At 34.2% G+C, this 12,924-nt stretch carries 12 protein-coding genes and 3 tRNA genes; 6 read left to right on the top strand and 9 right to left on the bottom strand.

The genetic code is table 11. The annotated features are described in order from the left end of the window. Positions 1-20 precede the first annotated feature (20 nt). Positions 21-587, top strand: coding sequence for a DUF6705 family protein (locus tag CEY12_RS16420; protein ID WP_089028721.1), 567 nt, complete (start codon positions 21-23; stop codon positions 585-587). Positions 588-1,224: 637 nt separating this feature from the next. Here CEY12_RS16420 and CEY12_RS16425 read toward each other — a convergent pair. From CEY12_RS16425 to CEY12_RS16450, 6 genes are all read right to left on the bottom strand, one after another. After that, a tRNA-Glu gene (locus tag CEY12_RS16425) sits at positions 1,225-1,296 on the bottom strand. A 69-nt stretch (positions 1,297-1,365) separates the two neighbouring features. Then, positions 1,366-1,437: transfer RNA gene (locus CEY12_RS16430), tRNA-Glu, on the bottom strand. 11 nt (positions 1,438-1,448) lie between these two features. Continuing rightward, the gene (gene rpsT / locus CEY12_RS16435) at positions 1,449-1,703 is read right to left on the bottom strand and encodes a 30S ribosomal protein S20 (RefSeq protein ID WP_089028722.1); all 255 of its coding nucleotides are present in this window, start codon (positions 1,701-1,703) and stop codon (positions 1,449-1,451) included. A gap of 67 nt (positions 1,704-1,770) precedes the next feature. Further along, positions 1,771-2,091 carry a hypothetical protein gene (locus CEY12_RS16440; RefSeq protein ID WP_089028723.1) on the bottom strand — a complete coding sequence of 107 codons (321 nt, stop codon included), beginning with the start codon at positions 2,089-2,091 and terminating at the stop codon, positions 1,771-1,773. A gap of 11 nt (positions 2,092-2,102) precedes the next feature. Further along, positions 2,103-2,177 (bottom strand) — tRNA-Glu (locus CEY12_RS16445). 58 nt (positions 2,178-2,235) lie between these two features. Next, positions 2,236-3,528: an N-acetylmuramoyl-L-alanine amidase gene (locus CEY12_RS16450; protein WP_089028724.1), complete on the bottom strand. Its 1,293-nt coding sequence runs from the start codon at positions 3,526-3,528 to the stop codon at positions 2,236-2,238. A 53-nt stretch (positions 3,529-3,581) separates the two neighbouring features. On the opposite strand from CEY12_RS16450, the gene CEY12_RS16455 reads away from it, so the two are divergent. From CEY12_RS16455 to CEY12_RS16465, 3 genes are all read left to right on the top strand, one after another. Continuing rightward, complete coding sequence (locus CEY12_RS16455) at positions 3,582-6,173, top strand: putative LPS assembly protein LptD (RefSeq protein WP_089028725.1); 2,592 nt, start codon at positions 3,582-3,584, stop codon at positions 6,171-6,173. Between the two features lie 145 nt (positions 6,174-6,318). After that, the gene (locus CEY12_RS16460) at positions 6,319-6,699 is read left to right on the top strand and encodes a RidA family protein (RefSeq protein ID WP_089028726.1); all 381 of its coding nucleotides are present in this window, start codon (positions 6,319-6,321) and stop codon (positions 6,697-6,699) included. Next, on the top strand, positions 6,699-7,154 hold the full coding sequence (locus CEY12_RS16465; protein ID WP_089028727.1) for a hypothetical protein: 456 nt from the start codon (positions 6,699-6,701) through the stop codon (positions 7,152-7,154). Before CEY12_RS16460 ends, CEY12_RS16465 begins: the two co-directional genes overlap by 1 nt. A gap of 51 nt (positions 7,155-7,205) precedes the next feature. On the opposite strand, the gene CEY12_RS16470 is transcribed toward CEY12_RS16465, so the two are convergent. Next, complete coding sequence (locus CEY12_RS16470; protein WP_089028728.1) at positions 7,206-8,741, bottom strand: trypsin-like peptidase domain-containing protein; 1,536 nt, start codon at positions 8,739-8,741, stop codon at positions 7,206-7,208. Positions 8,742-9,128: 387 nt separating this feature from the next. Between CEY12_RS16470 and CEY12_RS16475 the strand changes: the two genes are divergently transcribed. Beyond that, on the top strand, positions 9,129-10,499 hold the full coding sequence (locus CEY12_RS16475; protein ID WP_089028729.1) for a rhodanese-related sulfurtransferase: 1,371 nt from the start codon (positions 9,129-9,131) through the stop codon (positions 10,497-10,499). Between the two features lie 80 nt (positions 10,500-10,579). Next, positions 10,580-11,155, top strand: coding sequence for a 5-formyltetrahydrofolate cyclo-ligase (locus CEY12_RS16480; RefSeq protein WP_089028730.1), 576 nt, complete (start codon positions 10,580-10,582; stop codon positions 11,153-11,155). Here CEY12_RS16480 and CEY12_RS16485 read toward each other — a convergent pair. Both CEY12_RS16485 and CEY12_RS16490 read right to left on the bottom strand, forming a co-directional pair. Continuing rightward, positions 11,104-11,688 carry a hypothetical protein gene (locus tag CEY12_RS16485; RefSeq protein ID WP_089028731.1) on the bottom strand — a complete coding sequence of 195 codons (585 nt, stop codon included), beginning with the start codon at positions 11,686-11,688 and terminating at the stop codon, positions 11,104-11,106. The two genes, CEY12_RS16480 and CEY12_RS16485, sit on opposite strands and share 52 nt — an antisense overlap. Continuing rightward, positions 11,672-12,853, bottom strand: coding sequence for a hypothetical protein (locus CEY12_RS16490; RefSeq protein WP_089028732.1), 1,182 nt, complete (start codon positions 12,851-12,853; stop codon positions 11,672-11,674). Before CEY12_RS16490 ends, CEY12_RS16485 begins: the two co-directional genes overlap by 17 nt. Positions 12,854-12,924 lie beyond the last annotated feature (71 nt).

Raw genomic sequence — 12,924 nt, forward strand, 5'->3', positions numbered from 1 at the left:
CTTTAAATTAAATCGAAAAAATGAAAATTATATTATTCTTAACAGTATTCCTTTTCTCAAGTTCATGCTATTCACAACAAGTTTATCCATTGAATACAGATTTTGATGAAGTCCCTCAGAATTCCTATTTAAAGGATTCCAATAATGAATTAACTCCTTATATAGGAACCTATAAATCTTCTTTTCAAAATAGGGAAATCACAATCTATATTACAAAAGAAGTACAAAAGTTTTTTAAAGCCTTAAGGGTTTATCAAGACGCGTTGTCAATAAGATATGTTGTGAAAAATTCAGCAGGAGCTATTCTTCAAGACACACAAAGCATGACTTTTCAACCAAATCAATTTGAACATACTATTTACAGTCATGGGACTTATCCTAATCAGAATATTGTATGGTTCAATTATGGGGGAACAAATTGCAGAGTTGGTTGGGGAGCTATTGAATTAAAAAAGATTAGTACTACTCAGCTATCATGGGAATACAGACCTAATGACATCATACTTGACAGCAGTAAGTGCCCTCAAGGAACAGACATAAATATCTACTTGCCTGAAACAAAAGGTTTGATATTTACTAAACAATAAAATCAACAAATTATAATTATAAATCAACCTTTATCAATTTTGGTAAAGGTTTTTTTGTTGTAGCCTTATACAAAGAGTCTACCCATGAAAGAAAGACTTAAAGAACGTAAGTGATGAAAAATTCTTTCTTCTTTTCAAATATATTCACAGATTAAGATGTTACAAGGGTTTCAAAAAAAGGAATATTTGAGTGCAATTCTACTTCAAAATTTCAAGACAATTTTTAATCGAACAATTCCAAGACAAAACAGACAAATGCTTAGGTAATCCGAATTTATGATTACAGGAATTAATTCTATTATATTTGGTGGAATTCATTAAGAATTGGCTTAAGCAATGAAATGAATGATTTATCATTACTAACAATATAGATGTTCAGATGTTGCAATAAATATAAATGAAATTCTTGAAAGTTTAATAGCTAAATTAAGAGACTTGTCTTTCGATCCTGAGGATGTATTTGTTTCTTTCCAGGAAACAGCCTGGGAAAACTGGTCCTTTGCAAATGGGGAAATATTACATGCCTAAGACAGAGGACTTCTTAAGAAGAAAATCTGTTTTTCTTTGGAGCATATATTAATAAAAAAGCTGCAAACATTGTTTGCAGCTTTTGTAAGCTCTGATCTTTAAGCTTCCGTAGCCCGTAGGGGAATCGAACCCCTCTTACCAGAATGAAAATCTGAGGTCCTAACCGATAGACGAACGGGCCATCTACGCATACACTAATTTGACTCAGTGCGTTAGGTTTTTGTTTTTATAAGTTTACAACTCTTATTAGTAGCCCGTAGGGGAATCGAACCCCTCTTACCAGAATGAAAATCTGAGGTCCTAACCGATAGACGAACGGGCCAACTATCCGTGTTACGCTAATTTATTAACGTGCTTAGTTAATTTACTTTTTAAGTTAGCAGCTTTGTTTTTGTGGATAATATTTTTCTTAGCTAATTTATCCAACAAAGAGATAACCTTTGGCAATTGCCCTGCAGCAGCAGCTTTATCTTCTTCATTTCTCAATATCTTCATAGCTGATCTAGCAGTCTTGTGGTAGTATCTGTTACGAACTTTTCTAACTTCGTTTTGTCTAATTCTCTTTAGTGCTGATTTATGATTTGCCATATCGTTCAAATGTGAGTGCAAAAGTAAAACCTTTTTTCTTATCTGCCAAATTTATTTTTAAATAATTTCAATTTTCTTCAGATAAGTATTTTCTCAGTTTGTCTATTGCTTGTTCTATTTTAAAATTTTCTTGTTCTTTATCTATTTTCTTGATAATATTTCCCAACATTATCATAGCATTGTTCCATTCTCCAGTTGTATTGGTGAAGGTTAGTCCATCTATAGTTACTTCAAAGGCTACCCTTTCTCCATACCTGTAAAGCCTGAAACTTATCTTCTCATCTCTGCCTGTTATCCCATCTTCATTAACTTTCAAGTCGTAACTTTTTGGGTTAGAGTGGATTTTCTTAAAAAGCAATGTTGCTTCTTGAATTTTTAAATCCGGCATGATATCAAATTTGGTAGCCTATAGGGGAATCGAACCCCTGTTGCAAGGATGAAAACCTTGAGTCCTAACCACTAGACGAATAGGCCAAATTTTGAGGTTGCAAAAGTAATAATTAACTTCTTAACTTCAAAATTATTTTTTATACTATCTGTAAACTTTTTGGATGATGGTGTTCTTAATTCCCTTAGATTCAAGGTCTTTCTGTAGTTTTACCGCATCTTCTAAAGTGTATACTTTTCCATAAGTATAATAGAAAACTCCACTTTCTTTGTTCCTTTCTACGTCTTTCAGGGTTTGAAGAATAAATGAATTACCATTTAATTTGTCTCCCACATAAAGCTCAATAGTGTAATATCCTGTGCTGATTTTTTGGTTAGGCATAAACCCTACAGCAAATGCATTTTTAAATCCTGCATCTCTTGCTGTCTTCAGGTTGATATCTTTTACAGATGCCATATTCGTCACTCCATAGTAGTACTTATACTGTCCATTATCTTTTATAGGAAGAATATAATTCAATCCTTTCAGAGCAGGATCACCATCGTTGTATTTAGTAGGAGAGCTCATCAGTAAGATTCTGAAATCATTTTTTAAGGCAACCTCCACCAGTTTTTCCGGTTCAGGTTTTTTGGCAGCGACAATGGAAGCTCCTCCTGATTTTCGGTCAATGGCTTTTTTATAATCAATAATAGCATTATAAATACTTTCTGCAATTTCATCTTGCCCTTTGTCGGAAGCCAGATAATGACTCTCTTCTGCATGGTTGATAAATCCTGTTTCAATAAGCACTGAAGGCATTGCATTCATACGAAGAACGTGTAAGTTCTTTTGAAAAACACCTCGAGAAAATCTTTTATCTTTATTTACGAAGTTGTCTTCTACAAGACCACCTAATAGTAAACTTGATTCCAGATATTTGCTTTGTTGAAGTTTTAAAGCAATTAAAGATTCGGGTGAACTTGCGTCATAAGATCCGAAGGTTTGTTTATCTTTCTCATCCAGAAAGATCACATCATTTTCTCGTTTTGCAACCTCTAAGTTGGTGTTGTTTTGATCAGGTCCCTGAACATAAGTTTCTGTTCCGTAGGCCGAAGATCTCTGTGCTGAGTTACAGTGTACCGAGACAAAAAGGTCAGCTTTACTTCTATTGGCCAGGTTGGTTCGGTCAGAAAGGGATGGGTATTCATCAAACTTACGAGTGTATATAACTTTGAAATCTTTATTTTTTTCAAGCATTCTTCCCAATTTTAACACAACAGAGAGCGTTACGTCTTTTTCTGCAAGAAGCCCTATGTCGCTATAAGTTCTCTTTGCGCCAGAGTCACTTCCCCCATGTCCAGCATCTAAAACGATTGTTAATTTTTTTTGTGAAAAAATAAAATTACTCAAAATGATGAGGAGAAATGATAAAATTATTTTAAATTTTTGTTTGTACATCTTACAGTTTTAAAAATTATATTAATTTTGAGCCTTAATTACATACAATAAAATTGGCCAAAACCGTCCTCAAAAATATATTACAAATTTTAATTATCCTAATTTTTAACAATTTTTTAGCACAGAAAACGCCTGAAAAGTTGCCTAAAAATACGGTAATTAATGATACTATTTCCAAAAAGGATACCATTGTTGCAAAGAAGGAATCACTGGATGATGTTCTTATGACAAAGGCAGATAATATCCGTAGAGATTTTCCGAAAAAAATGATTTATCTGAACCAAAAGGCTCAGGTGAAATACCAGGATATGCAAATCGATGCAGATTATATTTCTATTGATGAGCAAAAGAATTTAATCTACGCACGTGGGAAACAGGATTCTTTAGGAAAGAAGTTTATTGAGCCTGTTATTACAACGCAGGCTGGGAAAAAGTACGAAACAGACCAGTTCAATTACAATTATAAAACAAAACAGGCCATTGCTTATAATGCAAGGACTGAGGAGAGTGAGGGTGTAATTATCGCCAATAAAACAAAGAAGTATAACGATTCTGTTTTTGCCATGAGGCATGCTTTATATACAACCGACGAATATTTCCTGAAGAAAAAAGATACCGCTGCCGATTACCATTTATTGGCTTCCAATATCAAATTGATCAAGACCAAAGAGAAATCACAGATCATCACCGGACCTATACAAATGTATATTGAGCAGGTGCCAACACCTCTCATTATGCCTTTTGCTATTTTACCTTTTTCAAGCAAAAGATCTGCTGGTATCCTGATCCCCAGTTTTGGGGAAAGACAGGATGTAGGATTTTTTCTTAATGGAATTGGATACTATCAACCTATTGGGGAACATTTTGATATGAAGGTTCTTGCCGATATTTATACCAAAGGAAGCTGGAACGTAAGGCCAGAGATGAACTACGTGAAAAAGTACAGGTATTCAGGTAATTTTACAGCGGATATAGGAACGACAATAAGAGGAATTAAAGGATTGGACGATTATTCCAGAAGCAGTACTTACAGAATTGCTTGGAGACATACACAGGATACAAAAGCAAATCCTTTTCTTACATTTTCTGCTTCTGTAGATATTGTAAGTAATAAATTCTATAATAATACCATAAATAACAACTATATATTCAATCAAAATGTATTGAATACCCAGCAAAACTCAACGGTTACGCTTACAAAAAGATTCTTGAAACTTCCGGCTACTATTACTGGAACGGCATCATATTCACAGAATTTTGCTACAGGTCTGGCAGATCTTCGTTTACCACAGATGAATGTTGCGATCAACCAGTTTTATTTATTTAAATCAAAAACCGGAGTAAGACAAGGCTTATTAGAAAATATAACGGTAAATACAGGTTTAAATCTGACAAATTTTGTGACAACCAATGAAGGAGAGCTTTTTACTAAGGCAATGTGGGATAAACTGCAGACTGGTCTAAAGAATAATATTACATTAGGAACCAATACGACAGTAGCTAAGTATTTTACATTCAGTTTAGGGGCTAATATAGATAATGCCCTGACGACTAAAACACTTACAAGATATTATGATCCGTTAAGTAATAAAGTAGTGGATCAGGTTAATAAAAAAATTGGAGGGTACTCTACATTTTCTACGACGGCAAGTTTACAGACCACATTATATGGAATGCTTAATTTCAAGAAAGGAGCTGGAATAGAAGCGATCAGACACATGATGACTCCAAGTATTGGATTTACCTATTCTCCTGATTTTGGAGGAGCAGGGTTCGGATATTATAAGAATTATTATGATGCGAATGGAGCTTTAACTCCGTATTCTATTTTTGATAAGGGAATCGTAGGTTCTCCTACAAGTGGTATGCAAGGGTCTTTAGGTTTTAATATTGGAAATAATATTGAAATGAAAGTTAAATCTAAGAAAGATTCTACAGGAGTTAAGAAAGTAAAAATATTTGAATCCTTAAACCTTTCCGGAAGCTACAACTTTGCAGCGAAAGATCATCCATGGTCGATCTTTACCATTAATGGTCAGTCTTCATTCTTTTCAAACAAATTAAGTGTAAATACAAGTTTGTCATTGGATCCCTATAAAATTCTTTTCGTTCCGGGATCAGATACGGGGATCAGAACGGAGAAATTTGGTGCTTTTAGTGTACAAGGGTTTAATATCCAGGTGTCCTATCCTTTAAGCAGTGAGATTTTCGGAGAAAAAACGGACTATGCCAAAAAATATCAAACCAAAGGAGAAATAAGAAATGAAAACTATTATTTCGATGATGACAATTACGCTCATTTTAATCAGGCCTGGACTTTAAATATTAACGCCAACTATGCTTATTCCAGAAGCTTGTCCCGTTTTGGTAGTAAAATTGCATCTGTAGGATTGGATGGAAGTCTGAAGCTTACTCCATTTTGGAACATTAATGGGAGTACACATTACGATATGATCACTAAGCAATTAGCATATACGAGAATAGGATTTTCAAGAGACCAGCGAAGCTTTACCATAAATTTTAACTGGGTACCTTTCGGACAGTATAAGGTATATGATTTCTTTATAGGAATAAAAGCTAATATATTAAGCGATGCATTAAAGTATAAAGACAGAAGTTTTACACAGCCTAATGCACCTTTCTAATATCAGGTTGACAATTGAAAATATAAATTTATATTTGCACCCAAAAATAAATTATAATAGAGAAATCACTATTGACGAAATTTTCTAAATAGATCATATAATAGATGGTGATTGCACGTTATTCTAAAAAGATAAATATCCACATATGAAACAAATAATTAACACAGTTAACGCTCCTGCAGCTATCGGACCTTATTCACAAGCTAATCTTGCTAATGGTGTACTTTATATATCGGGTCAGATTCCTGTAGATCCTGCGTCAGGGAAATTAGTAGAAGGAATTGAAAAAGAAACGCATCAGGTAATGAAAAACCTGGAAGCAATCCTTACAGAAGCTGGAATGACATTTAAAAATGTTGTAAAGGCGACTATATTTCTTAAAAGTATGGATGATTTTGCTGTGATGAATGATATTTATGCATCATATCTGGATGCTGAAAGCTACCCGGCTCGTGAAACTGTACAGGTTTCTTGCTTGCCTAAGAATGTTGATATTGAAATTTCGATGATCGCACATCAGGATTAATGAGCTTTATTAGAAACACATTTGCGGTGTTGATGGGTCTTAGTATTGCAGGACTCATTATTACTCTGGGAATTAGAGTTTTTCCGCAGTGGATTACTTTTGATGCTTTTGCCCCTTTTGAACATTGGCAAAGATTCCTCTACAGCATGAGGAATGATGAGGCTTTTTTTGGATTCTTATTATTCATTTCCGGCTTAGGGACCACCATAGGAGGTGTAGCAACAGCAATTATTGTAAAATATGCTAAAGTGGCTTATGCTATCCTTATTGGTTTTATAATGTTATTTATAGCTATGCTGGATGTTATTATATTTCCTTACCATCCTACATTCTATAAGATTTCAATATTTCTTACCTTTTTCCCTTTTTCATGGATTGGAGGTAAAATTGTAGAGATTATTTATGAGCGGAATAAAAAGAAAAGGATCGCTGATAAAATGAATAGAACAAAATAAAAAAACGCTGCAATTGCAGCGTTTTTTATGTATAAATATTTGTTTGATCAATTATGGCATTTTGAACCCTTTGGTATACATTCTTCCGTATTCATCTACAAACTTCACCTGAACATTCCCCTGGTATTTTTCCAGAGTTTTTTCAACATCTTTTTGTGAATTTACCGGCTTGCCATTTACTTCTATGATAATATAATTGTCTACAATGCCTATTTTAGCCATTTCACTTCCTTCAGATACATTTTTGGCGATAACACCACTGTTTAACCCATAGCTTGTTTTGAATGAATCGCTAAGAGGTTCAAATTCTGCTCCTATTTTTTCTGTAACGCTTAAATCAGCCTTGGTTCTTGTAGAAGTTCCTCCTTTCTGATCCTTCAAAGTCACCGAGGTTACATTTTCCTTACCGTTTCTTGTATAGGTTACCTGAACTTTATCACCAGGACGTTTGCTTCCTACTGCCATTGAGAGGTCTGCAAAATCCGTAATTGAAGTTCCATCTATTTTTGTAATAATATCTCCGTTTTTAATTCCGGCATTCTCCGCACCGCTATTATCGGTAACTTCTGTAACGTATACCCCGGAACCTACTTTAAGATTAGCTTTCTTCTGTTTGTTGTACATGGCTACCTGCTGATCATCTGAAAGATCTAAAGAAGCCACTCCTAAGAATCCTCTTTGTACAATTCCAAATTTCTTAATGTCTTCAACAATTTTTCTTGCCAGGTTAGCTGGGATGGCAAATCCATAGCCTTGGTAATAACCTGTTGTAGATTGTATAGCGGAGTTGATACCAATTAAATCTCCATTTGCATTAACCAGTGCTCCACCAGAGTTTCCTGGGTTGATTGCTGCATCCGTCTGGATAAAGCTTTCAATTGGGTTGGTCGCTTTTCCTTGGGAACCTAAAATACCAATACCTCTTCCTTTTGCTGAAACAATACCGGCAGTAACCGTTGAATTCAATCCAAGAGGATTTCCAACCGCCAGAACCCATTGACCCACTTCTATATTATCTGAATTAGCAAAATTCAGGTAGGGTAATCCCTTTTCTTCAATCTTTAATAAGGAAATATCTGTATTGGGGTCTGTTCCGATCAATGTGGCGATATATGCCTTTTTATTGCTTAAAACAACTTCCAGCTTATTGGCCCCCGCCACTACGTGGTTGTTGGAGATAATATATCCGTCCGGAGAGATGATAACTCCAGATCCCATTCCTGATGGCATATTTTCCGGAGCTTGTTGCTGCTGCTTCTGTCTTTGTTGGCCATTTCCTCTTCCTCCAAATGGATCGCCGAAGAAAAAGTCAAACAAATCCTGCTCGGACGCTCTGCTCGATGTTCTTGTTTGATAATTTTTAATGGTAACTACTGCTGGAACCGTTGTTTTTGCAGCTTTCACAAAATCATCTCCTGTTGTTGCCGTATTCATTCCTACGAATGAAGTATTGGCTGCAGAAGTAAAATAAGACTGGTCACCATTATTGGCAGTATGACCAAAGTATTGTATCGTGCCAACGGTAGTAGCTCCTGAGATAACTCCTACTACAGCAAATGGTAATAGTTTTTTTAAAGTACTCTTCATTGTATATCTTCTTTTATTTTATTAATTAATTTAGGTTTTAAGGTAAACAAATTTAATGCTAAATAGGTATGCAATTAGCATGAAGTGTTTCAACTTTAACTAAAATTTAACAGCAATTGCGATAATTTATGTATTATACTATAATTCCTGAAATCACAGTTAACGAACCTTAAAATAATATTAAAGACAATATGACCTATGCCCGGTTGTATTGTCATAAAGTTAAAGAATAATACCCGATTATCAGATGTAATTCATGCCGAATAACATGAAATGCCAGATTGTTTATCCATTAATGTACAAAGCTCTGAATTCTCCTGCCAATGTACCCAATTGAAAAATGCTTATATTTGCAAAAATATTTTTCTCACTTAAAACGTTTATAGCATGCAACTGTATAACACCTTAAGCGCAGAAGAAAGAGCTCAACTTATTGATGAAGCTGGTAAGGAACGTCTTACATTGTCTTTCTATGCGTATGCCAAAATTGAAGATCCCAAAAAATTTCGCGATGAATTATTTATAGCCTGGAATGCATTAGATGCCCTTGGCCGTATATATGTTGCACATGAAGGAATTAATGCTCAGATGAGTGTGCCTGCGGATCAATTTGAAAATTTTCGCGATACGCTAGAGGTTTACGATTTTATGAAGGGAATCCGTTTAAATGTAGCTGTTGATCAGGATAATCACTCTTTTTTAAAATTAACCATAAAAGTAAGACATAAAATTGTTGCTGATGGTTTGAATGATGATTCTTTTGATGTTACCAATAAAGGAATTCACCTAAAAGCGAAAGAGTTTAATAATTTACTTGAAGATCCAAATACGATTGTAGTGGACTTTAGAAATCACTATGAAAGTGAAGTAGGACATTTTGAAGGGGCTATTACTCCTGATGTGGAAAATTTCAGAGAAAGTTTACCTATTATAAATGAACAGTTACAGGATTTTAAAGAAGATAAAAATCTTTTAATGTACTGTACGGGTGGAATTCGTTGTGAAAAGGCCAGCGCATATTTCAAGCATCAAGGCTTTAAAAATGTTTATCAACTGGAAGGAGGGATTATTGAATATACCCGTCAGATAAAAGAAGAAGGTATAGAAAGTAAGTTTATTGGTAAAAACTTTGTTTTTGATCACCGTTTAGGTGAAAGGATTACTGAAGATATTATTTCACAGTGCCATCAATGCGGAAAACCTTGTGATAATCATACGAATTGTTCTAATGATGCTTGCCACTTGTTGTTTATTCAATGCGATGAGTGTAAGGCTGCAATGGAAAACTGTTGTTCTACTGAATGTTTGGAAACAATACATTTACCTTTAGCTGAACAGTTGCAATTAAGAAAAGGATTACAGGTTGGAAATAAGGTTTTTAGAAAAGGAAAATCCGATGCTTTGAAATTTAAAAATTCTGGAGACCTATCCGATAAACCATTAGCAAAAGCCGAAACAAAAGATATCCGTAAGAAAATAGCTGTCAAAAAAGTATTGATTGGAAAAGGTGAGCATTACTATTCGAAATCAAAGATTGGACAGTTTTTAATTGAGAATAAGGAGCTGTCAATAGGGGATAGGGTTTTAATCTCTGGTCCAACAACTGGAGAACAGGAATTTACAATTACTCAGATTTATGCAAATGGAAACGCTTGTGAAATTGCGAAGAAAGGGGATCAGGTTACTTTTGAAATTCCGTTTAGAATTCGTTTATCGGATAAATTATATCGGATTATAGAAGCTTCTGAAAAAGTATAAACTAGCAATTGTTTTTATAACCGGATAACAAAGTTGTACTTTTGTCCGGTAAGCGTTATTTCTTTAAATATAATTGAATCATGCTAAAAGCTGAGCTTAGAAAAAAATATATGCAAAAAAGGAAAACCTTGTCTCACGATGAGGTTTTCTTCTTGTCAGAAAGGATTTTTGAAAAATTCGTAGATTTTTTTAATCCATTAAGGAATCAGAAAGTACACATCTTTCTTCCCATCGAAAAATTTATGGAGATTGATACCCAAATTTTTGTTAAGTACTTTTTAAGCCATCATATTCGTGTTTTTGTCCCGAAAGTTGTAGGGCAGCAGCTTATTTCGGTTGAAATATTTTCAGATACTGAATTTGAAATCAATTCCTGGGGGATCTTGGAGCCTCTTTCTAATAAGGATTCAGGAGAGCTGGGGTTTGATTTTGTTGTCACCCCGGTACTGTATTGTGATCATAACGGTAACAGATTAGGGTATGGTAAAGGATTTTACGATGGTTTTTTTCAGAACCTGCCTGAGGGATCAAAAAAAATCGGAGTGAATTATTTCAGCCCCGATGAGACGATCGATGATATCTGGGAAAATGATATCCCTTTAGATTATTTGGTTACACCTACAGAGGTGCTGTCTTTCTTTGCCGGAGAAGAATAAAAATTTAAGAAATAAAATTTAAACTCTTTTTTAAACTTTATAGGTTTTGAAATAAGAGTATATCGTGCATTTTTTTCAAAGACACCTAATGACCTGTTCTTATCATCGAAATATTCCACATTAAACTCAGCATAATCAAGAGTATCTTTTTTATAATAATCTTTGTGAACCTGCAGGTTATTTACTTTCACGGTCTTTACCTTCAAACTATCCAATTCTTTAAATAATTTCCTAAACGTAAGGCTATCAGGCTTATGGAAGTAGCTTTCCATCTGTGAATAGATTACCGTGTCAATTTCTGTATTCCTTTTTCCTGACAGATATAAAGTAGATAGGTCCAGGAGCTCCTGTACTTTTTGTTTTGTGATAGAGTTTATAGCCTGCATGCTGTCCATTTGAACAGCAGGATAAGTTTTTGTATTGTTACTGTTCCTAAGTTTATCCAGATCACTTACTTCATTTTTTTTGTTGTTGCAGGAAACAAAAGCGATCAGTAAAAGGAGGGCAATTAAAAAATTACTTATTCTTTTCATCAGTATTTGCAATTTTAAATTTAATGGATATTATTTTGCCTTTATCATCTTTCTTCATTTCAATTACCTTGAGGTTTTTTAGAGAGGTGGTAGGCGTGGTTACCAGCGTGATATATTTCTGTTTATCTAAGGTTTCTATACCATAAGTGTCATTATCGTATACCTGATAAATGACCGCATTATTGCTGATCAGATTTTCTAATTGTTTTCTTTTTTGTTTAATGAGTGCAAACTGTTCTTCCGGGTTCCCCCCCTTTACATCTTTTATAGAGAAATAGTAAGCTGCCATTTTATAATCATCCGGCTTCATCTCTATCATCTCCTCCTTTGGCGCATTTTCCAGGCTTCTGTTTACGGTAAGAGGCTCGTAGAATGGTGCCGTGATCTGCATTTTTAGAATTTTATCCTTAGTGGAATACCTGAAACATTCACCAGGATTTATTTTAAATAAAATAGGGGATTCATTTTCTTTAAAAACTTTTATTTCTAAAGTATTAATTACAGCAACCCCTCTGTCTGCATCTGTAAAGCAATATTTGTATTCTTTAGAAAAAATTTCGTCTTTAAAACCTAAAACTCCGGTAATGATAATTAAAACCGATGTGATCATTGCCCAGGCATTCTTTTTTAAGAATTTTTTGTCTGGTTCTGATGTTATTTTTTCAAAGGAAGTTTCAGAATTCTTATTTTTTTCAATTGATTGATTATCAGTAGTTGATTTTTGTAAATTAGCATTTTCCGACTCTTTTGTAGCCGTTTTTTGTGGCTGAAGATCAGAAGTTGTTACTTGAGGCAACTGATTGATTGTTTCCTCTAATTCCTGTATCTCTTCATCACTGAGATCTTTCTCATCCAGCAATAATTCTCCCGCAAAAAGATGTTGTTTTTTGAAATCATACCAAGAGTCGTAACCCGCATAGATACTCAATAAATTGAGCATGTCAATCCTTGGTAATTTAGTAACTGGGGCATTTTTAAAATAAGTGTAAAATGACTTTTCACTGATGTTTCCTTTTGCTTTTTTGCGAAGGTCTTCCTGAAAATAGATAATATCAATCCCCTTCCATTTAGAAATATCATCATAGGAAGGAGTGTATTCTTCTAGATATTGAGCCTGTACGTCCTTTTTTAGCTGCTCAAAGTGTAATAGATCTAAATCTGTCAAGTTTATATAAAGTGATTAAGTTATTGATTATCAGTTGTATTTATTTGTAAAATTGTTTTACAAAGGTATTA

Origin of the sequence: Chryseobacterium sp. T16E-39 (genome assembly GCF_002216065.1) — a bacterium.
Classification (GTDB): Bacteria; Bacteroidota; Bacteroidia; order Flavobacteriales; family Weeksellaceae; genus Chryseobacterium.

Coding starts and splice junctions, on each gene's coding strand:
- CEY12_RS16420 (WP_089028721.1), top strand. CDS start 21: ATGAAAATTATATTATTCTTAACAGTATTCCTTTTCTCAAGTTCATGC.
- rpsT (WP_089028722.1), bottom strand. CDS start 1,703: ATGGCAAATCATAAATCAGCACTAAAGAGAATTAGACAAAACGAAGTT.
- CEY12_RS16440 (WP_089028723.1), bottom strand. CDS start 2,091: ATGCCGGATTTAAAAATTCAAGAAGCAACATTGCTTTTTAAGAAAATC.
- CEY12_RS16450 (WP_089028724.1), bottom strand. CDS start 3,528: ATGTACAAACAAAAATTTAAAATAATTTTATCATTTCTCCTCATCATT.
- CEY12_RS16460 (WP_089028726.1), top strand. CDS start 6,319: ATGAAACAAATAATTAACACAGTTAACGCTCCTGCAGCTATCGGACCT.
- CEY12_RS16465 (WP_089028727.1), top strand. CDS start 6,699: ATGAGCTTTATTAGAAACACATTTGCGGTGTTGATGGGTCTTAGTATT.
- CEY12_RS16470 (WP_089028728.1), bottom strand. CDS start 8,741: ATGAAGAGTACTTTAAAAAAACTATTACCATTTGCTGTAGTAGGAGTT.
- CEY12_RS16475 (WP_089028729.1), top strand. CDS start 9,129: ATGCAACTGTATAACACCTTAAGCGCAGAAGAAAGAGCTCAACTTATT.
- CEY12_RS16480 (WP_089028730.1), top strand. CDS start 10,580: ATGCTAAAAGCTGAGCTTAGAAAAAAATATATGCAAAAAAGGAAAACC.
- CEY12_RS16485 (WP_089028731.1), bottom strand. CDS start 11,688: ATGAAAAGAATAAGTAATTTTTTAATTGCCCTCCTTTTACTGATCGCT.